Origin of the sequence: Nocardia vinacea (assembly GCF_035920345.1) — a bacterium.
GTDB classification, from domain to species: Bacteria; Actinomycetota; Actinomycetes; order Mycobacteriales; family Mycobacteriaceae; genus Nocardia; species Nocardia vinacea_A.
Map to the genome: position 1 here is coordinate 2548947 of NZ_CP109149.1, position 24267 is coordinate 2573213.

Below are 24267 nucleotides of genomic sequence, written 5' to 3' on the forward strand. Positions count from 1 at the left end.
GAGAACATACCTCTCATGATGAAGAATGATCCTTCCAACGCGGGACGAACGGCGCAGCGCCGGATGCGGACGAGCACCGCGGCGGCGTTCGTCATGGCGATGACACTCGTGTGTGGCGGTAATGCGGCAGCAGCCGACGAGCCGAACGCCGCCGATCCGGTGGCTTCCGCGGGATGCGCTCTGCCCGCGGTCGCCCCGGGAAACTCCACCGGGCAGTTCGCGGCAGCGGGAAAATCGGGTAGCTACGTCCAGGACGTTCCTGCGGGGACATCAGGCGCGCTACCGGTGGTCTTCGATGTCCACGGGTACCTGGAGCCCGCCCAGATCGAACGCGTCGCCACCGGTGTCGGCCAATTCGGAATCGAGCACGGATTCGCGACGATCACTCCGCAACTCGACGAACCCGGTTGGCCGCGCTGGGATTTCAGCGAGAACAGCGACGATGTCGCCTATCTGTCGGAACTGCTGACGCACGTGGAATCCACACTGTGCGTCGATCTGCGGCGAGTGTTCGTCACCGGACTGTCGATGGGTGGCTTCACCACTTCGTCGCTGGCATGTCAGCTCGCGGACCGGATCGCGGCCGTCGCACCGGTGGCCGGACTGCAGGACTTCGCCTGGTGCAATCCGACGCGTCCGATACCCGTCATCGCGTTCCATGGGACGGCCGACCCGTTCGTCGCCTACACCGGCGGACCCGGTCCCAACGCCCAGTTGCTGCCTTCGGCCGATGGTTCGGGTTCGGCGGCCGGACGGGGCGGCACCAGGCCGAGCGGCGTCGACGGTCCGGGACCGGCGAGCATCCCGACGCAGGCTGCCGCTTGGGCGCACCGAAACCGCTGCGGGCCCGAGCCGGAAGAGCGCCGGATTGCCGGCGATGTCACCCTGTTCCGCTACCCATGCCCCGTAAACGGCGCCGTCGAGCTATACGCGCTGCTGGGCGGCGGGCACACCTGGCCGGGCTCGCCGCCTGTCGCCCCCGAACCACTGGTCGGCGCTACCGTATCGATCAGCGCTAATCAGATCATGTGGGATTTCTTCCAGGCACATCCGCATACCGGCCCCCTCCGGTGAGCGTGCCATCACCAGCGGTACCAGCGACCGCGGGTCCCCGCGGTATCGGCGGACCGGAATACAAAGCCGAGCGCAACCATTTCTGCTCACCTTCTGCCGCTCGCATACCCGGCAACCAGCACAAATAACGGATGTCGCCGTCGGATCGAGGGTGCTGTCCGTGCCGACGCGCCGGGCTCAACGGCGTATCTCGACGGCTTCGGAGAACAACCCGATTCGCGGCGCCTTCATGAAGTACGGTCAGGCCATGTCCGAGGACTGTGTGGAGCGAGCCGACGTAGCGCAATCCAACACCTACAAATGGGAGGTTGTCGGCAGCGGGCCAACCGGGAACTCCGTTGTCGACTCCGGTGACGGCGAATTCGGCATTCCCGATGACTGCACCGGCCGCACGTGCACCAACCACATCGAGGTCGGCACCGCGGTGTTCGACCGGGTCGTCGCGGACATCGTGATCGAACACCGAAACGCGGTCCTGGACGCCCGCCTCGAGGAGGAACCCGACCCGGACCGGCCGCTGGACCAGGTCACCATCCAGGTCTGCGACGGTAATGGCGTCGAAATGCTCTCGGCGACAGCAGTATTGACCTATCCGGTCGTCACCGTCGCGGACACCGAGATCTACCGTAAGCAAGTGGCGCTGGCCGAGAAACGGGAGCGGCGGCGACGTGAACGCCGCGATAAAGCCATCGCCGCGGGAACCTCCGCCCCACGGTCGGGACCGGCCGACCCCAGACTGGCCGGACTCATCCTCAACCTGCGCGTCGAAGCCGACACCGTGCGCGAGGAAGTCCCGGACGCCGACCACTGCCGAGAACAATTGGCATTGGCCCAGAACACCGTACAAGCCGCCACCGAAGCGGCGGCACGTGCGCGGATAAGCGGCACGCAAGGTGAGTTCGAACATGCCCACGCCTTTATCCAACGCTGGACACCACGCATAAACCGCTGGGCCGCATTCCTAGAACTGACCACCGAGGCCTACGCCGACGCGGACGCCGTCGATGCCCTCGCCGACCGCATAAGCCTGCAACCCCCTGTCGACAATTAGCTATTCGACCAGCTTCTCGCTCTTCAGCCAGTCGTAGGCGACATCGGCGGGATCCTCGCCATCGATATCGACGCGGCCATTGAGGTCCTGCATCAGCTCGTCGGTGAGGTGTTCGGAAATCGTGCCCAGCAGGGTTCGTAACTGCGGGTAGCGGTCGAGGACGACGCCGCGCACGACCGCGGTACCGCTGTAGGGCAGGAAGAACTGCTTGTCGTCGTCGAGGACGACCAGATTCAGGTTCTTGACCCGACCGTCGGTGGTGTAGATCATGCCGAAGTTGCACGGCGCGCCCTTGGCCGTCGCCGTGTAGACGACACCGGCGTCCATGCGCGTGACATTGCCGGAAGGAACACCGTTCGGATCGTTGTAGGGGATCCCGTACTTCTGCAGCATCGGAATGAAACCGTCGGAGCGGCTGAAGAATTCGTCGTCGACGCAGAAGGTTCGATCGGGCACCGGGAGCGCGGCGACATCGGACAGCGACTTCACCTGCAGGCGTTCGGCATTCGGCGTCGATGCGCCGAATGCGTATGTGTCATTGAAATTGGCCGGCGGCAACCACTCCAGGTCGTGATCGCGCTTCTCGATGTCATGGACACGCTGCCACAGTTCCTTCGGGTCCGAGATCGTCTCGGTCTCGTTGTGGTAGTTGACCCAACCGGTGCCGGTGTATTCCCACAGCACATCGGCATCGCCGTTGAGCTGGGCCTGTCGAGACGATGCGGAACCCGGCGCTCCGGTCAGGTCCGTGACGTGAGCGCCCGCCGCGGCCAGGTAGGTCGCGGTAATCTTGCCGAGCAATACCCCCTCGGTGAAGCTCTTCGAGGTGACGACCAGCTTCGCACCGTCCAGCGGCCGCTCGCCGCCGGGCAGCCGCGCGTCGTGGAATGTTCCGGACGAGCTCACCAGACCACATCCGGTGAGCATCGCCATTGTCGCGACCAGTGCCGAAACCAGTGTGACCAGTGGCGATCTCATGACACACCTCGCGGTGTGGCGGCCAGTTCGACGAGTCTGCCGAGCCAGTCGATGACCAACGCGAGCAGTCCGACGAGGATCGCGCCGGAGATGAGCAGCTTAGGCAGGAAGAGGGTGACGCCGGTGGTGATCAGCGTGCCGAGGCTGGTCGCGCCGATGAAGGTGCTCAATGTCGCGGTACCGACCAGGATGACCAGCGCGGTGCGGACACCGTTGAGGATCACCGGCACCGCGAGCGGGAGCTCGACCTGGAACAGTGTCCGCGTGCCCGAGAAGCCGATACCCCGCGAGGCCTCGATCGTGCGCTGATCCACCTGCCGCAGCCCGACGATCGTGTTCTGCAGGATAGGCAGGATCGCGTACACGACGAGACCGACTATCGCAGTGCGGAATCCGGTGCCCAACCAGAAGGTGAACAAGACGAGCAGACCGACCGCGGGCGCGGCCTGGCCGATATTGGCGATATTGACGACGATGGGCTCGAACCGATTCAGCGCCGGCCGGGTCAGCGCGATGCCCAGTGGAATCGCGAAAACGACCACGATCACCGTGGCGACGACGGTCAGCTTGATGTGAGCGAGGATCGTGGTCTGCAGATTGGCCCAGCCGAGGGACGCCCGCTCCGTCGCGGTGAAAGTCGTCGAGCGATACCAGATGACGTATCCGATGGCGATGACACCGATGACGAGCGGTTCGAACCACACGTCGATCGGAATGCGGCGCAGACGATTCATGACTGCCCGGCCGATCCGGGTTCGTCATCGGCGGCGACCACCGGGGTCGGCGCCGGGTCGGTGCCGTCGACGTATGTCTCGTACGACAGGTCCTCGCCATCAGTGTTCCCCTCGGCGAGTTTGGCCCGAATCACCTCCGTCACCGAGCTGATGCCGAGCGAGCCGACCACCGCGCCGCGGCCATCGGTGACGAGCGCGGCACCTTGGCTGGTCGCGAGCATGGCGTCGAGCGCGTCATTGAGGGTCGAGGATCGCGCGACGACAGGCAACCGCCGGTCCAGAAAGTCGGAGACCTCCGGTTTGGTCGCGACCTCCGTGAGCGAGGGCCACGACCGCGGCCGCCCCGCCTCGTCGACGACGACTATCCAGGTGTGTCCGGCGGCCTTCGCACGTTCGATCACCCCCTGCGCCGACTCCCCCACCCGAGCGGTGATCACCTTGTCGTACGCGACATCGCGCACCCGCGAGACGGTCAGATAGGCCAGTTTCGCGCCGGATCCGACGAATTCCTCCACGAACGGTGTGGCCGGATCGGTGAGGATCTCTTCCGGGCGCGCGTACTGCTCGACGTGACCGCCTTCGGACAGGATGAGCACCTTGTCGCCGAGCTTGGTGGCCTCCTCGAAGTCGTGGGTGACGATCACGATGGTCTTACCGAGTTCGTGCTGGATCGCGATCAGACTGTCCTGCAGGCGAACCCGGGTAATCGGATCGACCGCGCCGAACGGCTCGTCCATGAGCAGCACCGGCGGGTCCGCGGCGAGCGCACGGGCGACGCCGACCCGCTGCTGCTGTCCGCCGGACATATCCTTGGGCAGCCGGTCGGCGAAGGTGCCCGGGTCGAGACCGACCAGATCGAGCAGATACTCGGTGCGCTCGGCGATCCGCTTCCTGTCCCATCCGAGCACCCGTGGGATGGCGCCGACATTCTTGGCCACCGACCAGTGCGGGAACAGCCCGCCGGACTGGATGACATATCCGATCGACTGCCGCAACTTGTCCGGATCTTCCCTGGTGACATCGCGGCCGCCGATGAAGATCCGGCCTTCCGTCGGCTCGATCAGCCGGTTGATCATCTTGAGTGTGGTCGTCTTGCCGCAGCCGGACGGGCCGACGAACGCGACGATATCGCCCGCATCGATTTCCAGATCGAGCCGCTCGACCGCCGGTTTCTCCTGACTCTTGTAGCGCTTGACAACCGAATCCAGCTTGATGGACGCACCGGTGACATTGCGCTCCGGTGCGGTCGGCGCGGGTTGGCTGGTCATGACAGTCCCTTTGCGATCGTGAGGCGTCCGAGCAGGACGAGGAGCGCGTCGAACACCAACGCGATGAGGACGATGAGAATCGTGCCCGTCAGCGCCATTTCGAGCGCGTTCGCCCCGCCGAGCCGCGAAAGGCCGTTGAAGATCAGCGATCCGAGGCCGGGTCCGAGAACATAGGCGACGATGGCGGCAACGCCGACGATCATCTGGGTGGACACCCTGATGCCGGTGAGGATTACCGGCCAGGCAATCGGCAATTCGACGGTCAGCAGAATGCGCCATCGCGAAAAGCCGATCCCGCGTGCGGATTCGACGACCGAGGCAGGCACCGACCGCAGGCCCACGATCGCATTGCCGATCACCGGCAATGCCGCGAAGAACGCCAGCATGATGAACGACGGGACCACGCCGAGTCCGAACGGGACCAACAGCAGCGCCAACAGCGCGAGCGAAGGAATCGTCAGCGCGACCCGGCTCGAGGTCAGCGAAAGCGCGGACAACAGCGGAAGCCGATAGACCGCCACCGCGATGAGGACAGCGACGACAGTCCCCACCAGCACCGTCTGAAACGCAAGGGAGGCATGCTGATACGTCAGGAACGCCAGAACCTCGCCCCGTCCTCGGATGTAGCTCCACAAATGCACGGAATTCCCATCGTCAGCCGAAGACCGATCGCTACCTGTCTGCGCGCAGTAACCAGACGCACGAATTGTCAAAGACTAAACGAAACTGCCGCTCGGTGCCGGACGGCACGCGGCGGCGAATGGCTCACGGTATTGGTGGGCTGACAGACGCGAGTCCCTGTGTGCCGCCGCTGTTCGGTAGCGGCACACAGGGACTCGAAGTGCTTCTGATCCGGAATCAGGGGGTGGAGTAGCCGATCAGGGCGCCGATGCCCGCGCCGAGCGGGACGGTGACGAGTGCACCGACACCACCGAGGAAGAAGCCGATCACCGCGCCGATCCCGGCGCCGATGAGCGCGCCGATCCCGGCGTTGTACTGCTTGCGGGCGATCGTGTCCGAGGCCTCATCGATTGCCTGCGCGGTCCGCGTGGTGTCGGATTGCGCTGTGAGGGTGAGGGTTCGGCCGTCATTGGCGATCTCCGGTGTCAGGGCGACGGTCCCGGCCGCGGTCTGCAGCCCCAGCGGAATCGAGGTCACCGCATTGCCCGCGACGTCGGTGAGGGTGATCGAAAGAGCATCGGCGGCCACGGTGAACCGTCCGGTCTCGACGGTGGTGCTGACTCCTCGGCGGTCTGCGGTCGGTGCGGTGACGAAGTTGATGCCGTGATCGGTCGCCTGCACGGTGGTGTCGGATGCTACCGGCTGGGCCTGCACGGCGCCTGCGGTAATGCCGGTCGCACCGATCGCGAGCAAGGCGGTGGCGGCGAACTTGGTGGCACTCATGGTTTTCCCCACATTTCATCGGCTGTCGCGCGCCGACACGTGCCTGAAAGCCCGTGCCGGGCCACGTGATTCAGTCGACCACATCTGTGATCGAAAGGTAATAGTACCGTCCGGGGGCAACCCCTGCGGGCCGCAATCCGGGCTGCGACTCGGACAGACTGCGTGCCGATCATGTTGCCGCCCAACATCTCCGGCAGAGCGACGGGTCAGCCGATGGTGCGGGTTTGCAGGTCACTACCGATTACGACGTCGGCGCGGTAGCCGTTTTCTGCCCAGGTTGCGACGGTCACGCAGTATGAACCAGGTCACCAAGGCTGCGATCGCGGCGGTCACCGCGGCCGCGACGGGCACCGGGCGACTGCGCGTCACGGCGGCGAACTGGACGGCGCGGTCTTGCGTTGCGGCGCTGGCTTTCTCACGCTTCTCCCGCACGGTTTCCGCCGCATAATGCACCTTCGCGCGGGCGTTGTCCACGGTCTGATGCAGTTCTGCCTCGGCTCTGCCCTTCACATCGAGCTTGCCGGTCAGTTCCGCCATGGTCTGTCCCAGCTCTTGTCTGGCCAGGTCGCGGTCGGCGCGCAGCAGTTCCGCCTCGGGCGATCCGACTGAAGGGGTGCTCTCATCACTCATCGCTATCCTCCGCTCTTGATCGCATGGATGTCTTGCTGTAAGCCGGTGATCGCCTCCTGCGGAATCGGCGGGACCGCCTTTTGCAGGTCCTTCTTGCCGATGACGGCCAAGGCGGCGCCGACGAGGAGCAGTATCGCCCCGACGATCAGCGCGGCAGACCAGCCTGACAGCGGACCCGCGAGGGCGATGATCACCGCCGCGATGACGGCGGCGCCGCCGTAGCATGCCGCGAGCGCCCCGGCACCGGTCACAACCGCGCCGCGCCCCAGCCGTTTGCCTTTGCTTTGCACTTCGAGTTCGGCGAGCTTGATCTCGTCCCGGATCAGGCGGGCCATTTGCTCGGTCGCATCGTTGACGAGCGCGGTAACCGACCGTGTCTCCGTGGGCGACGTCTCGATATACGACCCGGTGGGTGTTTCGGTCATGGCGATTCCTAGTTATTCGGGGAACAGCTCCAGATATGTCCGAGTTGGCCCGCTTTGCGACTTTCAAACCCACGAGGGCCAGATCGTCCAAGTGGTGAGGCCACGATGCCCGACGCGGGCACCATAATGGTTCCACCGCGAACGCGGATCCGTGCCGGTATCGGCTCGCCGCAGAGCACGGCACCAGATCGCCCGGCGAGGTGGTCGGCGGCTATCACGGCCCGGACGTTTCGGCAGCTCGCACAGCCACCATACGCCGAAATCGCTTCCCACCCTTGGGATTACCGTCATTGACAGCCACGCACCGAGCGGCGAACCATCGAATCGTCAGTCACCCCTCTCGGGTGTGCACGTATCCGATGATACGGAGTGTGGTCATGGCGAAAGCAGTCGACAAGACCCCGTTCGTCCGGCGGTCGACCGGTCCGCTGCTATCACGATCCGTCTGCTCGACACGAAGGAAGCCACGAGCAGCAGTTCGATGAGCGGTGACCAACTCCGTCATCCGGTTTTCGATGGAAGGATTTCCGATGAAGAACGAGCGCCAGAAGGCACCTGCTGAATCCACGGCCGAGAAGCGCGCGGCCATTGTGATCCGGCCGCTGGACAAGAAGGAGACCACCAGCGACGGCAGTGGCAGTGGCGCCACCTAATAGTCGATGTTCCTGATGCGCGCTGAACAGATGCTGCGGCCACGGATGAAACCGGAACACGGTCGGTACGTCACGATCGACGGCAATATCAGGATCGGTGCCACGGTCCACGGCCTCGGAGTGGAAATCGAAGATCCGGATGGCTGGGTGCGGGTTCTGATCGGCGCACTGGATGGCACCAGGTCGCCCGACGAGATAGTCGACGTGGTGCTGTCCGCTTATCCGGGAGTGCCCGCGGCCGACGCTATGCAACAGTTGTCGGACGCGGGCTTCCTGGAGGATGCCGATGCTCCGATGCCGGTGGAATTGTCGGAGCGGGAGCTGGAGCGCTATTCGCGCGGTGTGGCGTTCTTTCGGTGGATCGACCGGACGGCTCGGGTCAGCGCTTGGGACGTGCAAGTTCGACTGCGCCGAGCCCGCGTTCTGCTGATCGGTGTCGGTGGTGTCGGCGGGCTCGTCGCGCAGGGCCTGGTCGCCTCCGGTGTCGGGCAGCTACATTGCGTCGACGCCGACGTGGTCGAGCTTTCCAACCTCAATCGCCAGATCCTGTTCCGGGAGAACGATATCGGCAGATCAAAGGTCGAGGCCGCGGTCCAGCAGTTGCGCGCGCTCAACTCCGATGTGCGGGTCACGGGCGAACAGCGGCGGATAACAGAGCAGTCCGACCTGGCTGAACTGCTCGAACCCGGATACGACCTACTCGCCCTGTGCGCTGACCAGCCGCGCACGATCCGCCGATGGGCCAACCGGGCGTGCCTGGCCGCTGGCGTGCCCTGGGTGGTCGGCGGCTACCACGGCCCGACCGCATCTGGCAGCCTGCACGGCCCCGGGCAGAGTGCCTGCTGGGAATGCCTGCACGATCACCAAGCCGAACAGGCAGATATGCGGCTGCCTCCTGAGACGACGCTGGAAAGCCTTGCGCCACAACTGCCCTGGCATCCGGTCAACATCGTATCGGCGACCCTCACCGGCACGCTCCTCACGCATTTCGCGCTTGCCACGCTGACCGGTGCCCCATCGATCGAACCAGGGTTCCGCTATGATGTGAATCTGGTGAGTCTGGACGCGTCCGTGCCCGACCGCATCACCTCTCGGCCGGACTGCCCGGCCTGCGGCAGCCCGCCGTGACCGACGCACACACGGCTGTCACCCCGCGACCCGATAGTCGAATCAGACTGCACGACTTCGCGACTCGTCCCGATCGCGACGAGTGGATCGTCGGCCGGTTCGAGACTCGACAGTTCGTCGCCCTCCCGCAGGAGGGGGTGACCGCACTGGAACTGCTGCGAGCCGGTCAAACCATCGAACAGGCAGCCGAACGGCTGGCCGACGCCGAGGGACGCGAGTTCGATGTGCTGTCCTTCGTCGAGGCGCTGATAGAGCTGGAGTTCGTGGCCGAGGTCGACGGGCGGCCGGTTCCGTGCGCCCCGCCGCGACCGGCATCGTTTCCGTGGATACGCCCCGAGCATGCGCGGTTCGCGCTGAGCCCGGTCTTTCCAGCGCTGTTCGCCTGTCTCATGATTGCCGCAGTCGCGACACTCGTCGAACGGCCCGACCTGCTGCCGAGCTTCCATAACCTGCTCTGGAGTCCCGCAGGCAGCGTCGTGCTCGCGCTCAGCGTCACAGCGGGCTGGTCGCTGGTATTCGTCCACGAGCTGGCACATTTCGTCGTCGCGCGGGCGACCAGCGTGCACGCCCGCATCCAGCTGGGTACGCGCCTGCAGTTCCTGGTGGCCGAAACCGATATCAGCGGAATCGAACTCGCACCACGGCGGCATCGGCTCACCGCCTATCTGGCCGGTATGTCGACAAACTTCTCGGCCGCGGCCGTGGCCGTGATATTCGCCGCTGCGACCGCCCCGACCACGACGCCGCACCGGATTCTGGCCGCGATCATCGTGATCGCATTGCTGCCCTTGCCGTTTCAGTTCATGGTGTTCATGCGCACGGACATCTATTTCGTACTGCAGGACCTCACCTCATGCCGCGACCTGTACGGCGACGGCCTCGCATATGCGCGCTATCTCGGAAACCGGCTGCGACGTACCATCTTTCGCCGATCCGGCGCGGCAGAAGATCCCAGCCTGCACCTGCCATCGCACGAACGCCGCGCGGTACGCGTCTACAGCGTCGTCCTCGTCCTCGGAACCGTGCTGTGCCTGACCGCGATGGTGACCTTCACCCTCCCCGCCGATCTCACCTTGATCTACCGCGCCATCGACAGACTGGGACCGAGCCATCCGGTAGCGACCAACCTCGACAGCGCGGTCGTGCTACTCATCCTCGGCACCCTCCACGCCGTATGGGGCGTGACCTGGTGGCGACGGCAGCGTGCGAAGCGGCGGTAGGACGCGCCCCCCGGCCGTCGTCGCGCGCCAGAGTCCGGCTCCCGAGCGCATCACCGAGGGCCATTAGCGATCCAGGAACGGCGAACCTGTCATCCAGGGGCACACACCCGCCTGAACTTCAGCAGATTCAGCGGCTCTCGGCGAGTGCGGTCACCGAATCCGTGATCAGAGCGATGAGCCTCGCGCGGTTGGCGCGGGGTACTCGGGCACCCAGTTCCACCGCCAGGGCGGACCGGAAGTCCTCGCGGATCGTGGCGCCCTGTTCGGTCAGGACGGCCCGGGTGATGCGGCGATCATCGGGATCGGTCTCCCGAGCGACGAAACCGCGTCGCGCCAATCGATCCACCATGCCCGTCACATTCGTCTTGTCGCAGCCGAGCAATCCCGCCAGCTCACCGAAAGATGGTCGGCGGCCGGATAGCAGGCACAGCAGTTCGACCTGTTGCACGGTCAGTCCGAACCGGCGCGAAATGACACCGTACAGCACGCCCACCTCGCGATACAGCGCGGCGAAAGCGGCGGCCAGGTCCGGATCCTCCGAGGTCATGGCCAATAGTTTAGATGATCGACAGTTGACAACCTCGAACGAATTAGTCGATGCTGTCAACTATCGATATTGTCATCTATTGGAGGCAGGCATGCCGGTCGCGCTCGTCACCGGAAGCTCACGCGGGATCGGCCGCGCCATCGCCGAGCGGCTCGGGGCCGACGGCGCGGCCGTTGTCGTTAACTACCACTCGGACCGATCCGCGGCAGAACAGGTCGTGGCCACTATCGAAGCCAGCGGCGGGCAAGCGATCGCCGCGCAGGCGGACGTGGCGGATCCGGCGCAACTGACCGGACTGTTCGAAACCGCCGAGCAGCACTTCGGCGGGCTGGACATTCTGGTGAACAATGTCGGCACCGCCACCTTCAGCCCCATCGCCGAGGCGACCGACGACGAGTTCGACCTGATGTTCACCATCAATACGAAGGCCACGTTCCTCGCGTTGCGCACGGCCGCCAACCGACTGCGCGACGGCGGACGGATCGTCGTCGTATCCTCCGGCGTGACCGCAACCTCCCGACCGGGTTCCGGAATCTACGCCGCCACCAAGGCCGCCAGCGAAACGCTCGCCCGCGTACTGGCCAAGGAACTCGGGCCGCGTGGCATCACCGTCAACAACGTGTTGCCAGGCGCTGTCCGCACCGAGGCACTCGCCGCGGCGCGCAGTTCGGCACTCACCGAACAGATCATCAATCAGACCCCACTCGGCCGAATCGGCGAGCCCGACGATATCGCCGATATCGTCGCCTTCCTCGCCTCCCCCGACGCCCGCTGGATCACCGGCCAGTCCCTGCATGCCGGCGGCGGACTCTTCTGAGCGGCAATTTTGTCCGCCCCAGCGGTCAGGACGCGGCTGCGGTGGCGCGGGCCCGGTTGTCCCGGATCTCGTCGTGGTGGTCGGAGGCCCAGGCGATCAGGGACGTGACGATCTCGAGAAGGCTGCGACTGAGTGGCGTGAGGGCGTATTCCACGCGCGGCGGCACCTCGGCATAGGCGGTTCTGGTCACGAGTCCGTCCTGCTGCAGCTGACGCAATGTGAGGGTCAGCATCCGCTGGGATATGCCGGAAACGTCGTGCTGTAGGTCGGTATAGCGCCGGGGCCCGGCGTCCAGGACGGCGATCACCAGCATGCTCCACTTGTCCCCGACACGGTCCAGTACCTGCCGAATGAACTCCATCCGCTCGGCGGGGATGCCGGCGCACGGCCCGCGGCCCGCGGCAACGCTTGATCGGGCCGTGACCTCCATGGCGCACATTCCTCTCCGGCACAGACATCGATGTGCCTTTTGTACGGCCTCCAATACTGGCCCATTATGGCGTTACGCACAAACAGTAGGAATTGGAGTTGCGTCATGAGGATAGAGATCTGGGCGACCCCACCAACGCCTGACCACTCGCCCTCGCCTGGCCCATTCAAAGGAGTAGCCCTATGTCCAAAGTGATTGCCATCTTCGGAGCCGGTACCGGTCTCGGTGTGTCCGTCGCCCACCGCTTCGGGCGCGAAGGCTTCCGCGTCGCCCTCGTGGCGCGCCGCAAGGACCGCCTGGACGCGCTGGTCGAGCAGGTCGCCGGTAAAGGCATCGAGGCGGCCGCCTTCTCCGCCGATCTGTCCGAGCCCGCCGAGGTGCCCGCACTGGTCGCGGCCATACGCGCCCGCTTCGGCCGCATCGATGTAATCGAATACGGGCCGATCGGCGGTGAGCAGGGCTTCACCCCGGCCGCCCAGCTCGACGCGACCACCCTGCAAGGGCTGATCCCACTGCTGCTGCTCACCCCGGTGGAGGTGGTCCGCGCCGTGCTACCGGAATGGACCGAGCGCGGCGACGGCGCCTTCCTGCTGACCCACGGCTATTCGGCGGCGCAGCCGATGCCCCATCTCAGCGGTGTCGGCCCGGTGATGTCCGCCGCCCGCAACTACCTGTACTCCCTCAGCGGTGAGCTCGCCGACACCGGCGTCTACGCCGGCACCCTTTCCATCGGGGCGATGATCGCCCGCAGTGAGGCGGCCACCGCGGTGGTGGCCGATTCGGACTCGCTTGCGGCCTTCCCCGTTGTCGACCCGGACGACCTCGCCGAGCACTACTGGGACATGTACACCAAACGCGACCGCATCGAGCAGATCTATCCCGAATCCCTTGCCCCGCAAACCATCGCAGGGTAATCCGATGCAGTATCGACTCGGCCGGGAATCCCGAGGCGTAGGTTCCGGCGTAGCCGGGCGGCCTGAATCACGAAGTGCCCGTATCGGATTGCCGCGACGACCGGGCCCCGGGGCTTGCCTGCCGTTGCCCCGTCAGCTCGTTCCTTTGCGCCCCACGAGGTGAAAGACGCGGCTGAGTCGGCGGTACGGGTCTCGTCGACTGGCTTCGAGTTCGACCGCGGCCGTGGCCGCTACCTGCTTCGAATCGCTGGGGTCCAACTCGGCTCCACTGAACTCGAGCCAGTCGACGAACAGCCAGACCCCATACCAGCGCGGTAGCGCAGCCTTCGATCGTTTCAGCGACGGCATGTCGCGAGCCGCCGAGGACGCCCGAGGCCTTGACGCGCTGACGCTGATGGGGGCGCAGTACTACGAGTCGCTGGCGGACCGCACCGCCCTGTTGTTGCAGCTACAAGGGTTTGCCGCCTGCGGTGACAGCGAAGTTCGTGATCTTGTGCGGGCGCGGCTCTCGCACATGTGGGCCACGGTTGCCGATACGACGGGCCTCGACCCGGTGACGGCGAAATCGTTCCTCGCCTTCGGCATGCTGCTCAACAATGTGGCCGCCGTCGATGTCGACGAGGTCGATGAGCCGTGGGCCATGGGAGTGCGCAGTCGTATCCATGCGGGTCTTTTCGAGCACATCACCACTGACACCAACCGATGAAATCGGTGCTCGGCGAGGAATAAATCTCTTATTCCCGCTGTACTCGACCATCGAATTCCGGGTGCATGCCCCCTGCTTCACTCGAGTACGAGCGATGCCGAACCTGCGGGCGCACGCTGTTCGACCGCCTATTTCTCCACTCACGCGGACCGATCAATCGACGGTAATATCGGTGAGCAGCATTTCCGACGCAAACGTTTGCTCGCTGGACGACATCCTTCTAGGGGGCCACCTGGACACGGCACAGTCGATCGTCGTGATGGCCGCCTCGGCGAGCTCTCGAGGCGAGAGAATCCCTCCCGCGGCAACCAGTCATCTACGACGTCGGCGGGTGCCCGAAGAATCGGTTTCGCGCACCACCAGAAATATGGTGGCGACATCCGCGTGCTCCGCCAATTACTATCGGTTTCGGGGGTAATTGGTGAAAGTCATTCAGCGGTGAGCGAGATGCCGCCCGGAGAACCGGGGCACTCGGCCGCGGCAGCGGCCCTACAGCCTCGGCTCCCCCATCGGTGAACTCGGTGATCTGCTCCTCTGGACGGGATCGATGATCGGAATCACCTCGCCGCTCCCGGACATTCACGGATCTCGTCCAACACCGACTGCACCGCGGGTATCACCCCTCGCGCGTCTGCGACTTTGCTCGATCGGGGACGGCCGGCCTCACCAACCGACCGTCACTTATAGATTAAGCGCTTAACCATCCGATGTCCAGCGGCTGCATCGAAGCGGACGTCGTGCCGCGAGAACTTCCGGTAGACGATGCTTCGAGCGCGCGGTTCAGGTCGAGGCGCGCACGACGAGCCGGGCGATGTCCGTGGGCTCAGGAGCCGATGGCACCGGATACCCCAGTTCGGTGAGGACTGCCGCGATCGCGGCGGTGGCGACCGCGGTGGGATCGAACTCCACGGTGGTCAAGGGCGGTGAACTGAACGCTCCCATGGGGTTTGCGTCCACGCCGATGACAGCGAGGTCGTCGGGGCAGCGGAGTCCGGCTTCGTGGATGCCGAACAACACCAGGCCCGCGATCTCGTCGCTCTGCGCACAGACAGCGGTCACCCCGTCGCGCGCCCACCCGACCACCACAGCCGCGACATTGTCCGGAGTGACCTCGCCGACGCTGATGGACGGCAAATCGTGCAGGCGTGCCGCTTGCGCGACGCCCTCGAACCAATAGTCGCCCAGGGCACGCCATTTCGCGATTCCGGTATAGGCGAAGGCGATCTTGCGGTGCCCACGCGAGACCAGATGCCCGACCCGCAACGTGCCGACCGACAGCAGCGGGTCCCCGAGCGCGGGCAGCAGCCCGATCTCGATATGCGGCACCTTCGCCGCGCGCACCGCGTTGCGTACGGGACTGCTCAGCGGAAACATGCTGACGACCGCCGTCGGATCGAGATTGCCGATGGCGTCGACGACCTGCTGATCGTCCTCGGTCTGGAAGATCTGCACCTGCAACAACCCGTGGCGGGCGAGTTCGGTGGTCATCCGGTTACCGGCCTCGATCGGCATGTCACCGACCGCCACCCTCGGCACCACATACAGCACCACGCCCCCCTTACCGCGCGCCAGATTCCGCGCGGCGACATTCGGCCGATACCCCAACTGTTCGGCGGCGGCGTAGACCGCTTCCCGGGTTCGCGCCGAAATCCGCTTGCCCTCGGCATTGTTCAGGACATAGCTGACCGTCGCGGTCGATACCTTCGCCAGCCGCGCGACATCGGCATTCGTAGGCCGCGCAGTCCTGTCCTCGACGCTCGACGCGTCACCCTCACGAGCGGCCATGGCCTCATGATGGCACGCCGTGCACCGTTCATGCCGTTCGCCATCCCCGTCGGCGGTGCTCGAAGAACTCCGCAGCGCGGCGGATCGAATTCTCCACCGGCTCGGGCTTCCAGCCGAGTTCGCGCTCGGCCTTGCCGTGGTCGAGCGGCGACATCAACTCGGCCATACGCAACCCGACTGTGGCGAATGGGAGATCGCGGTTCAACAGACGGGCGGCGAGGTCGTTGCCGCGGGCAGCGAAGTAGAGCAGTCCCAGGGGCAAGCCGATGCGCGGTGCGCGGGCTCCCACAGCAGCAGCGGCGATCTCGTGGACCTCGCGGCTGCTCATGTAGCGGTCGGAAATGATGTACCGCTCGCCGGGACTGCCATGGGTGCCCGCGAGGACCATCGCACGCGCGGCGTCCTCGATGCCGACCACCTCCGAGGAGAAGTCGAGATAGAACGGGAACCGCCCGGCGGCAACCCGGGCGATCACCGAACCGTGCGGTGTCGGCCCCCAGTCGCCGGGGCCATAGGTCGTGGAGATGCACATGGCCACTGCCGGAAGAGACTTCTCCCTGACGTAGCGCATCACGAGATCCTCAGCCGCGACTCTGGCCGCGATGTACGGACCGCCATCGTCCCAATTGTGCGGGTCGTCCTCGGTGACCGGGCGCTGGTTGCTGATGGCCAGCGTTCCGGCGGTACTTGTGAAGACGAATTTGTCCGGACCGGCCGCGACCGCGGCGTCCAGCACATGCCGTAAGCCTTCGACATTGGTGCGGAACAGGGGCGCCGGATCGCGTAACCACATCCGCGCGTCCACGACACAGTAGTAGACGACGTCACACCCCCTCATCGCCGAGCGCAGTGCGACGTCGTCGAAGACGTCACCGTAAACGCGTTCGACATCGAGGTCATCGATCCCCAACGTCGAACTGGAGGGGCGCAGCATCACCCGTACGTCCGCGCCATCTGCCGCCAACCGACGGGTGACGTGGCTGCCCAGGAAACCGCTGGCCCCGATGACCAGCTTCTTCGACTGTGTCATAGCCGCCGACATACCTACTTCAGCATGCTGCCCGCGTCGATCGGCAAAGGTACGCCGGTCACGTAGCGGGATTCGTCGGAGGCCAGGTAGAGCACCGCATTGCTGATGTCGCTCGGCTCCACCCACGGCACCGGCAGGGTGTGGAACATCTGGCAGATCGGCTCGAGATCCTTCGGGCCCGGATTCTCCAGGTCGGGGCGGAACAGCTTGAAAGTTCCCTCGTTCAAGAGCATGTCTGTGTTGACGTGCGTGGGATGCACCGAATTGACCCGGATCATATGCTGGCCCAACTCGACGGCGAAGGTTCGCATGAGGCCGACCACACCGTGCTTGGCCGCGACGTAGTGCCCGACCTGCGGGTACGCCTTGAGACCGCCGACCGAGCTGGTGAGGATGATCGAGCCGCCACGGCCAGCCGCGATCATATGCGGCACAGCAGCTTTCACGCTCTTCCACACCCCACCGAGGTTCACTCCGATCATGTCCTCCCAGAGGTCTTCCTCGAGATCGACCAGCTGACCACCTTGGTTGGCGAGGCCCGCGTTCGCGATGATGATGTCGAGTCGGCCCAGCTGCTCGACGCCACTATCCACCGCCGCCTTCAGCGCCGCGTAGTCACGCACGTCGACCTCGGCGGTGACGACGCGCCGGCCTTCGGCCTTGACGAGATCGGCCGTGGTCGCCAAGTCTTCCGGCGTCGGCATCGGAAAGGGCACCCTATCCAGCTGTTTGCAGACGTCGATGGCAATGATGTCGGCGCCCTCCTGCGCCAGCCGCACGGCGTGGCTGCGACCCTGGCCGCGCGCCGCGCCGGTGATGAATGCGACCTTTCCTTCGACCCGTCCGGTCATGATTACCTCTATTCGTTGTGTTGATTCGTCGGTCAAGATGTGAAGGCGGGCAACGTTTCCCAACCGCGGACGGTCGAGGTGGGCGACAACTTGGCGCTGGCCATGTCGACCTCCCACTCGGGGAACCGCGCCAAGATCTCCTCCAGCGCGATCCGCCCCTCCAACCGAGCCAGCGCCGACCCCATGCAGTAGTGCGTGCCCACGCTGAAGGTCAGGTGTTGGCGGGTGTCCCGATGGATGTCGAAAACATCGCCGTCCGCTGGGAATTGCCGGTGGTCGCGGTTCGCCGCCCCGATGAGCATCATCATGACGCTGCCCTCCGGAACCGTCCGGCCGTGCAGTTCGACATCCCGAGTCACATAACGCGCGACGTGTGGCGCGGGGGGCTCGAACCGGAGCAGTTCCTCGACCGCGTTCGGAATGAGCCGCGGGTTCTCGACCAGTTCACGCCGTTGGTCAGGATGTTCGGCGAGAACCTTGCCCGCCCAACCGATCAGCCTCGTCGTGGTCTCATTACCGGCACCGGCAACCACGTTCACGTAGATCAGCAATTCATCGCGGGTCAGTCGCCGCACGACTCCGTTCTCGTCCTCGAACTCCACGTTGAGCAGCTCGGTCATGATGTCGTCGGACGGGTGCTCGGCACGCCAATCGATATACGCGGAGAAGATTTCGCCGGTGGCAAGCCCCTCCGAGGCAGCCTTCATCGGCTGGCCTTCCTCCGTCCGCATCTGATCGTTCGCGAAGTCTCGGATCGCTTCCTGATCCTCCTCGGGAATGCCGAGCAGCATGCCGATCGTGCGCATCGGCATCTGCGCGCCGATATCGGCGATGAAATCCAGCCGACCGGTGCCGACCAATGGATCGAGGCTGCGGACACAGAATTGGCGAATCTTGTCCTCGAGTTCCCGGATCTTGCGCGGAGTGAACATGCGCGACAAGAGCTTTCGGTGAATGTCGTGGACCGGCGGATCCTCGAAGATCAGAATTCCCGGCGGCATCTCGATTCCGGCCTTGATCAGTTCGAGGATGGCTCCGCGGGCGGAACTATAGGTACCCGTATCGAGCAGTGCCGCATTCACATCGGCCCACCGGCTGATCGCGTAGAAGTCGTGCTGCTCGTTGTAATAGACAGGCAGCTCTTCGCGGAGCCGCTTGAACATCGGGTAGGGATCGGCATTGAGTTGGATATCGTAAGGGTCGTAGTAGATGTCGTTGATTGCACTGGTGGTCACGGAGATTCACCCCTCCTGCTCGAATTTCGATATGGCACTTTTTAGTTGGATGGCGGGGCGGACCGCTTTACGGCAGTTCGACCTTGCTCGTCAGCCAGCGACCGTCGACGCGGTCCATGGTCATCAAGATGCGGTTGCGATCGATGCGTGGCGTCGGGTTGGTCACGTTGGTGATTTCGGCGTCGACGAACAGCATGATCACGGCGTGGTCCTCGGCAGCGGACTGCACGCTCGCGGCGACGACATGTCCCTTGCTGACCGACTTGGCCTGCAACAGCATCGGTTTGAGCTGATCGGCCGACTTGCTGTACATGCTCTTGAATTCCCCGGTCGCCCCGTTCAGGACGGTCGCGAAATCGCTGTCGATATGCGAGGAGTCGATGCTGGTCAGGGCTACCGCATAGTCCTGAGCGGCCGCCAAAGCCGCCGCGCCCGCGGCTTGGCGATCGTTGCGGGTCTCGAGTTTCCAGCCGAACACCGCCGCGAGTATGACCGATACCACGACCAGCAGCATCAGGATCCCGGTCAGCGGGCGTGGCTGCAATCGGCGCCACGAGCGGCCGGATTTCCCGGTGCCCTCGGTGGCGTCCGCGACCGCGACCACGCCGTCCTCAACGACGGCGGCGTCGGCGTTTTCAGTTGCGTCCGCACCGGCGTCGGACGCTTCCGCGCCGACAGTCGATGGTGCCGAATCATCGTGACTCTCATCGGGATTCGTGGCTGACACCGGGTCGGACACCGCACTCGCGCCGTCGGCCGAGGCCGAGTCGTCGACCTTGTCCATTGCCATCACCGAGCTCTTGTTCATCCTTGTCTCCTGTTCACAATCGTCGTTCCCCCGATGCGCTATCTCCCTTGCACGAATGGGCCGCCGTACGTCGGTGGCACGGAGTACGGCCCGGTCGGTGTCGGGTCCGCGCGCTGCTGCGGATCCACGCCGGGTGGGATGGTGGCCGTGTTGTCGCCGGGCGGCCGGGGCGCGTTCGCCGCGCCACGTGGCATCAGCGACGGATCGGTATTCGTACACCGGGCGTGCAGGTAGGGTTCCGGGGAATCCGGAATGGTGCCTGGTAGGCGCGGCAGGTCGTAGTCGCACGCATACTTCGGGTAGACACTCGCAACGGCCCACACCCCGCCGTCGTGCAGGGCCGAGATGATGGCATCGAGCGTCGAGCCGGTGCGCTGCTGTGGGAAGAAGAATTCTTGCAGCGCCGGCACGTGTACGTAGGCCATCTGTGAGGTGGTGGCCAGGTTGCCCAGCAGCTGCACCATGGTCGGCGAGTTGTCGGCGATGATCTTGTCCACCGCGGTAAGCGCGGCCGGTGTGTTGTCGACCAGGGTCTGGTAACCGCCGGTCATCGATCCGACCCCGGCCATCGTCTGTGCCAGGTCGGCGGCGGTCGCCTCCAGCCCCGGAGCGGCGTCGCGCAGCGTGAAGAGCACTGACTTACTGTTGTGCAGCAGCGAAACCGTCTGCGGCAGAACCGAATCCAAGGTAGAGAGTAGGAACATACCGCCGTCGACGATGGCGGCCAGTTTCTCGGGTGCTGCCGAACTCGCGCCGAGTTCGCGCACTATCGCCTCGATCTGGGCCGGATCCAGCTGCGCCAGCGTTCCGCTCATGCTGGCGAGCATGGTGGCCAACGTGACCGGTGTGGACGTCCGCTCTTTGGCGACGACGTCGCCGTCGGCCAGATACGGCCCGTTCTCGGATGCGGGCAGGAAGTCCAGATATTGTTCGCCAGCCGCCGACAACGAGGCAACCCGAACCTCGCCGGTACGTGGGATCCGCACACCGGAGCGGAGGTCGGCAACGGCGACGACCTTCTCGCCGTCAACGCCCACCGACCGCACGCGGCCAACCCGGACGCCGCGCAGCGTGACGTCCTGACCGGGCAGCAGGCCGCCGGATTGGGCCAGTTCGACCCGTACCTGGTATTGCGACCGGAACGGATCGAGTTGCAGGGAGCCCAACAGCAGGTACCCGAGCCCGAGGACCAGAACGAGCAGTAGGCCGATGCACGAGGTCAGCAGGCGGTGGCGCGACATTTGCCGCACCGTGTACACCAGCGCCCGCGCGGGTGGTTCCAAAATTACGGCTGTTTTCATCGGCCTGGCTCGACTTTTTCTCGCAAGCGGTTGAGGGTGTATTCCAGCGACCCGATGAAGTTCACCCAATCGGACGCGTCCGGCATTCTGGCGCCGGAATCGGCCGGAGTATTCGGATCCGGCAACGCGCCGATCGCGAGCCGGGCGACATCGACATTCACGTGCGCCGACGACGCACTCGTCACTTTCATGATCAGCGGGATAAGCCCGATGAGTGCGTCGAGGTTTGCGTCGGGATTGTTTGCTGCGGTGTTCATGCCGTCGGCCAGCAGATTGACCGATTCCAGCAAGCTGCGGTCGTTCGTGCCGTTCACCGAGGGGTACCGGGCAATCTGCTGGGTGATCCGGTTCACCTGCCCGACCAGATCGATGATGCCGCGGGTGTTATCGCCGATGACCTGCAGAGCCGGTCCGGCCGCGGCGAGAACGTCGCTGACGTCGGCGCGCTGCGTCGCGATCGTCGCGCTCAGATCGCCGGTCGCCGCCAGGATTTCGCGGATCCGGTCGGACCGTGCCGAGAGGTTCTTCACCAATTCCCTGGTCTGCTCGATCATCTCGGCCAGGCGGTCACCGCGACCGCCGACGGCAGCGCCGAGGCTGTTGGCCAAGCTGGTGAAGTTCTCGATGGCACCACCGTTGACGAACAAGGCCGCTCTGGTGAGCACTTCCTCGATGGTCGCCGCAGCCGACGTCGACTTCAGCGGAATTCGCGCGCCGTCGCCCAGATCGGGAGCCGCAGGATCCGGCTCGGCGGGCGGGGTAAGTGCGACGAACACGTCACCCATCGGTGTGGCCGAACGCAATTCGGCGGTGGTCCCCGCGGGCAACCGCACGTCGGATTTGATCCGCATCACGACCACGGCCGTGTAGTTCGCGGCCTGCATCGACTGGACCTCACCGATATCGGCGCCGTTGAGCCGGACCTTCGCTTTGGCGGGCAGGTTGAGCGCGTTGGCGAAGGTGGCCGTCAAGGAATAGCTGTCGCCGCCGATGCCCGGCGCCGGTAATGGGAGCTTGTCCAGGGTCACCGAACACGCGGTGGCCGAGCAGGCAGCGGCCGACACCGCCACCACCGCGGTCATGCGGAGAAGGCGTTGTCGCGAACCGAATTTCGTCATAATCGAGTCATCCCTGCTATTTCGGCGGTGCGCCGGCCATGACCGCGAGCATCTGGCCGATACCGAAGTCGGGACCCATATCACGCGCGGTTCCGGTCGCACAGCCGAGCTCCTTCAGCCCCAACAGGTTGCAAACCGTCTTCAGCATCTGGCCGTCGAGGAAGAACCTGTTCAAATCGACCGTGGCGCGCAGCGCGCCGATATTCTGGTCGATAGCGTTATATGCGTTGTCGGTCACCAGCGGAAAGACGTCGAGAAATTCCGCCAGATTGTCGTTGTAGTCGGCCATGGATTTGGTGATCGTGTTCGAATTCGAAGCCAGCGCCCGCAGATTGCCTTGATTACGCTGCAGCACATCGGTCATCGCGATGATGATCTGATTCAGTTTGGCCCCGGTGTCCCCGGCTCCCAGGTGCTGGTCGGCGAGAATATCGCTGAGCGTCCGCACACCGGAACCGAATTCGCGCAATGCCTGATCATTGCGGGCCGCGGCCGCGGTCAAGGCATCGAGATTCTGTACGACCGAGGTAACCGCGGCACGGGTCGCGGCCCCGTTGTCCGGGCCGAGCTGCATTGCGCGCGACAGTTCGCTCATCGCATCGCGCAGATTGTTCCCGTTGTCGGCCACGATCTGCGAGCCGACGTCGAGCAGACCACCGACCGGTCCCTGGCCTTTGCCGTCCCCACCCAGCGAGGTGGACAGTTTGTCGGCCATCGCGAGCAGGCTGTCGAATTCCACCGGGGTCCTGGTTCGATCGGTGGTCAGGACAGTGTGGTCGGCCAGCGCCGGACCGTCGCGATATACCGGAGTGAGTTCTATGTGCCGGTCGGTCAGCACGGAGTCCGACACGACAACCGCCTGGGCATCGGCCGGAATCTTGACCCATTTGTCGATATCCATGGTGACGTCGACGTGCGTCGCCCGCGCCTGGATGTCGACGACTTTGCCGACCCGCATACCGAGCACCGAGACGGCGTTGCCGGTGTACAAGCCATTCGCATTCGCGAACTGCGCGGTAACCGTGATGGAGGTATCGGTCAGCCCGCCGAGCGGGCCGCTGGAACATCCGGCGACCACGGCGCCGATGAGGGCGACGGTCGCCAGCTTCACTCCTCGGATCACGCTATTCATTTGCAGTCCTGGAAGTACGGTTGCTGGTTCACTTGTTTCGCGTATCCGCTCAGTGCGCACATGAAGGAATCGATGAAGGCGCCGTCGGGCGCATTGGCCGCCAGTTCCTGGCCGGACCCCGATGCGTTCGCGAACAACCGCCACGGCACCGGCAGGATCTGCAGGATGTTGCGCAACAGGTCGTCGTGCCCGGCGATCATTGCCGTCATCTGCGTCAGATCGGTGATCAGTTGCTGGATTTCCGGCCCGTCGTCCACCGCGATGGGCTTCAGCTGTTGGACCAGAGTGGTAGCGGCGTTCAGCAGTGCTTCGATGGCCTGCCGCCGAGAAATAATCTGCTCCAATACATTTCGGCCCTGACCGACCATGGCCGCCAGGTCCGCCTGCTGCTCGTGCAGCACGTCGAGCACCTGAGCGGTGCCATTGAGCAGCGAACCGATCTGGGTGCGCCGATCGGCGATCACCGAGGACAGCGACCTGATGTTGCCGAGGATTTCGGGCATCAACGCAGGTGTACCGCGCAGTTGCTCGGACAAGGTATTCATCGTCTGCGCGACCCGATCGGCATCGATGCTGCTGAAGGTCGTAGTGGCATTCTGCAGAGCGGTTTGCAGGTCGTAGGGCACCTCGGTGCGAGACAGCGCGATCGAATTGCCGCGCAGATGCCCCGACCCGGCGGGACGGAGTTCCACATAGCGCGACCCGAGCAGCGTCGTCAGTTTGATGGCGGCCCCGGTATCGGATCCCAGTGGTAGGCCGCGGCGCAGCTTCATGGTCACCACCACGTGGTCCCCGGCCAGCCGCGTCCCGGTCACGGTGCCGACCTGGATACCGGCGAGGGTCACCGCATCGCCGGAGCCGACACCTGCGGCCTGCGCGAAGTCGGCCCGGTAGGTCTGCTCACCGAGGTGCAGTGAATTCACGAATACCGTCACCCCGACGACCACCGCGACCACGGTGACCGCGACCAGGCCGATTCCCAGTCTGCTGCGGTCCTCGAGCGGGCGGTGGCGCATCCGCTGCCATAC

Annotated in this window: 26 protein-coding genes; 8 read left to right on the top strand and 18 right to left on the bottom strand. The window is 64.9% G+C overall.

All coding sequences use genetic code 11. From position 1 onward, the window contains the following. The first annotated feature begins 15 nt into the window (after positions 1-15). Both OIE68_RS12000 and OIE68_RS12005 read left to right on the top strand, forming a co-directional pair. Positions 16-1074 carry a hypothetical protein gene (locus OIE68_RS12000; RefSeq protein WP_327099454.1) on the top strand — a complete coding sequence of 353 codons (1059 nt, stop codon included), beginning with the start codon at positions 16-18 and terminating at the stop codon, positions 1072-1074. A gap of 247 nt (positions 1075-1321) precedes the next feature. After that, positions 1322-2125 carry a hypothetical protein gene (locus OIE68_RS12005; RefSeq protein ID WP_327099455.1) on the top strand — a complete coding sequence of 268 codons (804 nt, stop codon included), beginning with the start codon at positions 1322-1324 and terminating at the stop codon, positions 2123-2125. Here OIE68_RS12005 and OIE68_RS12010 read toward each other — a convergent pair whose 3' ends face one another. The 7 genes from OIE68_RS12010 to OIE68_RS12040 form a co-directional block, all read right to left on the bottom strand. Next, the gene (locus OIE68_RS12010; RefSeq protein WP_327099456.1) at positions 2126-3103 is read right to left on the bottom strand and encodes a glycine betaine ABC transporter substrate-binding protein; all 978 of its coding nucleotides are present in this window, start codon (positions 3101-3103) and stop codon (positions 2126-2128) included. Then, positions 3100-3837, bottom strand: coding sequence for an ABC transporter permease (locus OIE68_RS12015; protein WP_327099457.1), 738 nt, complete (start codon positions 3835-3837; stop codon positions 3100-3102). Before OIE68_RS12015 ends, OIE68_RS12010 begins: the two co-directional genes overlap by 4 nt. Then, a complete protein-coding gene (locus OIE68_RS12020; RefSeq protein ID WP_327099458.1) occupies positions 3834-5105 on the bottom strand; it encodes an ATP-binding cassette domain-containing protein in 1272 nt (423 codons plus the stop codon). Before OIE68_RS12020 ends, OIE68_RS12015 begins: the two co-directional genes overlap by 4 nt. After that, entirely contained in the window at positions 5102-5746 is a 645-nt protein-coding gene (locus OIE68_RS12025) for an ABC transporter permease (protein ID WP_327099459.1), read from the bottom strand. The genes OIE68_RS12020 and OIE68_RS12025 overlap by 4 nt, the downstream gene beginning before the upstream one ends. Before the next feature lie 217 nt (positions 5747-5963). Beyond that, entirely contained in the window at positions 5964-6509 is a 546-nt protein-coding gene (locus tag OIE68_RS12030; protein WP_327099460.1) for a hypothetical protein, read from the bottom strand. A gap of 234 nt (positions 6510-6743) precedes the next feature. Next, positions 6744-7139: a DUF3618 domain-containing protein gene (locus OIE68_RS12035; RefSeq protein WP_327099461.1), complete on the bottom strand. Its 396-nt coding sequence runs from the start codon at positions 7137-7139 to the stop codon at positions 6744-6746. Positions 7140-7141: 2 nt separating this feature from the next. After that, the gene (locus tag OIE68_RS12040; RefSeq protein ID WP_327099462.1) at positions 7142-7564 is read right to left on the bottom strand and encodes a phage holin family protein; all 423 of its coding nucleotides are present in this window, start codon (positions 7562-7564) and stop codon (positions 7142-7144) included. 530 nt (positions 7565-8094) lie between these two features. Between OIE68_RS12040 and OIE68_RS12045 the strand changes: the two genes are divergently transcribed. From OIE68_RS12045 to OIE68_RS12055, 3 genes are read left to right on the top strand one after another with little or no spacing between them, the layout of a single operon-like run. Next, the gene (locus OIE68_RS12045; protein ID WP_327099463.1) at positions 8095-8217 is read left to right on the top strand and encodes a hypothetical protein; all 123 of its coding nucleotides are present in this window, start codon (positions 8095-8097) and stop codon (positions 8215-8217) included. 15 nt (positions 8218-8232) lie between these two features. Further along, positions 8233-9345: a HesA/MoeB/ThiF family protein gene (locus OIE68_RS12050; RefSeq protein WP_327099464.1), complete on the top strand. Its 1113-nt coding sequence runs from the start codon at positions 8233-8235 to the stop codon at positions 9343-9345. Then, positions 9342-10565 (top strand): hypothetical protein, encoded by a 1224-nt coding sequence (locus OIE68_RS12055; RefSeq protein ID WP_327099465.1) that lies wholly within the window; start codon positions 9342-9344, stop codon positions 10563-10565. The genes OIE68_RS12050 and OIE68_RS12055 overlap by 4 nt, the downstream gene beginning before the upstream one ends. A gap of 127 nt (positions 10566-10692) precedes the next feature. Here OIE68_RS12055 and OIE68_RS12060 read toward each other — a convergent pair whose 3' ends face one another. Then, positions 10693-11112, bottom strand: a complete 420-nt coding sequence (locus tag OIE68_RS12060) for a MarR family transcriptional regulator (RefSeq protein WP_327099466.1) — start codon at positions 11110-11112, stop codon at positions 10693-10695. Positions 11113-11203: 91 nt separating this feature from the next. Here OIE68_RS12060 and OIE68_RS12065 point away from each other — a divergent pair, with 91 nt between their 5' ends. After that, positions 11204-11929, top strand: a complete 726-nt coding sequence (locus OIE68_RS12065; RefSeq protein ID WP_327099467.1) for an SDR family oxidoreductase — start codon at positions 11204-11206, stop codon at positions 11927-11929. A gap of 25 nt (positions 11930-11954) precedes the next feature. Here the strand turns inward: OIE68_RS12065 and OIE68_RS12070 are convergent, their stop codons facing one another. Then, the gene (locus OIE68_RS12070) at positions 11955-12290 is read right to left on the bottom strand and encodes a helix-turn-helix domain-containing protein (protein ID WP_327101647.1); all 336 of its coding nucleotides are present in this window, start codon (positions 12288-12290) and stop codon (positions 11955-11957) included. Positions 12291-12541: 251 nt separating this feature from the next. Here OIE68_RS12070 and OIE68_RS12075 point away from each other — a divergent pair, with 251 nt between their 5' ends. Together OIE68_RS12075 and OIE68_RS12080 are read left to right on the top strand one after the other, a co-directional pair. Next, positions 12542-13273 (top strand): SDR family NAD(P)-dependent oxidoreductase, encoded by a 732-nt coding sequence (locus OIE68_RS12075; protein ID WP_327099468.1) that lies wholly within the window; start codon positions 12542-12544, stop codon positions 13271-13273. 346 nt (positions 13274-13619) lie between these two features. Beyond that, on the top strand, positions 13620-13979 hold the full coding sequence (locus tag OIE68_RS12080; protein ID WP_327099469.1) for a hypothetical protein: 360 nt from the start codon (positions 13620-13622) through the stop codon (positions 13977-13979). Between the two features lie 780 nt (positions 13980-14759). Here the strand turns inward: OIE68_RS12080 and OIE68_RS12085 are convergent. The 9 genes from OIE68_RS12085 to OIE68_RS12125 all read right to left on the bottom strand — a co-directional run bounded on the left by OIE68_RS12085 (position 14760) and on the right by OIE68_RS12125 (position 24255). Further along, complete coding sequence (locus OIE68_RS12085; protein WP_327099470.1) at positions 14760-15764, bottom strand: LacI family DNA-binding transcriptional regulator; 1005 nt, start codon at positions 15762-15764, stop codon at positions 14760-14762. 28 nt (positions 15765-15792) lie between these two features. Continuing rightward, positions 15793-16794 (bottom strand): NAD-dependent epimerase/dehydratase family protein, encoded by a 1002-nt coding sequence (locus OIE68_RS12090; protein ID WP_327099471.1) that lies wholly within the window; start codon positions 16792-16794, stop codon positions 15793-15795. A 14-nt stretch (positions 16795-16808) separates the two neighbouring features. Further along, on the bottom strand, positions 16809-17645 hold the full coding sequence (locus OIE68_RS12095) for a mycofactocin-coupled SDR family oxidoreductase (RefSeq protein WP_327099472.1): 837 nt from the start codon (positions 17643-17645) through the stop codon (positions 16809-16811). Between the two features lie 32 nt (positions 17646-17677). Continuing rightward, positions 17678-18808 (bottom strand): cytochrome P450, encoded by a 1131-nt coding sequence (locus OIE68_RS12100; protein ID WP_419150767.1) that lies wholly within the window; start codon positions 18806-18808, stop codon positions 17678-17680. A 139-nt stretch (positions 18809-18947) separates the two neighbouring features. Further along, positions 18948-19688 (bottom strand): hypothetical protein, encoded by a 741-nt coding sequence (locus tag OIE68_RS12105; protein WP_327099474.1) that lies wholly within the window; start codon positions 19686-19688, stop codon positions 18948-18950. A gap of 38 nt (positions 19689-19726) precedes the next feature. Next, entirely contained in the window at positions 19727-20989 is a 1263-nt protein-coding gene (locus OIE68_RS12110; RefSeq protein WP_327099475.1) for an MlaD family protein, read from the bottom strand. Then, positions 20986-22107 carry an MlaD family protein gene (locus OIE68_RS12115; RefSeq protein ID WP_327099476.1) on the bottom strand — a complete coding sequence of 374 codons (1122 nt, stop codon included), beginning with the start codon at positions 22105-22107 and terminating at the stop codon, positions 20986-20988. Before OIE68_RS12115 ends, OIE68_RS12110 begins: the two co-directional genes overlap by 4 nt. A 16-nt stretch (positions 22108-22123) precedes the next feature. After that, positions 22124-23239, bottom strand: a complete 1116-nt coding sequence (locus OIE68_RS12120) for an MCE family protein (protein WP_327099477.1) — start codon at positions 23237-23239, stop codon at positions 22124-22126. Next, a complete protein-coding gene (locus OIE68_RS12125) occupies positions 23236-24255 on the bottom strand; it encodes an MCE family protein (protein ID WP_327099478.1) in 1020 nt (339 codons plus the stop codon). The genes OIE68_RS12120 and OIE68_RS12125 overlap by 4 nt, the downstream gene beginning before the upstream one ends. Positions 24256-24267 lie beyond the last annotated feature (12 nt).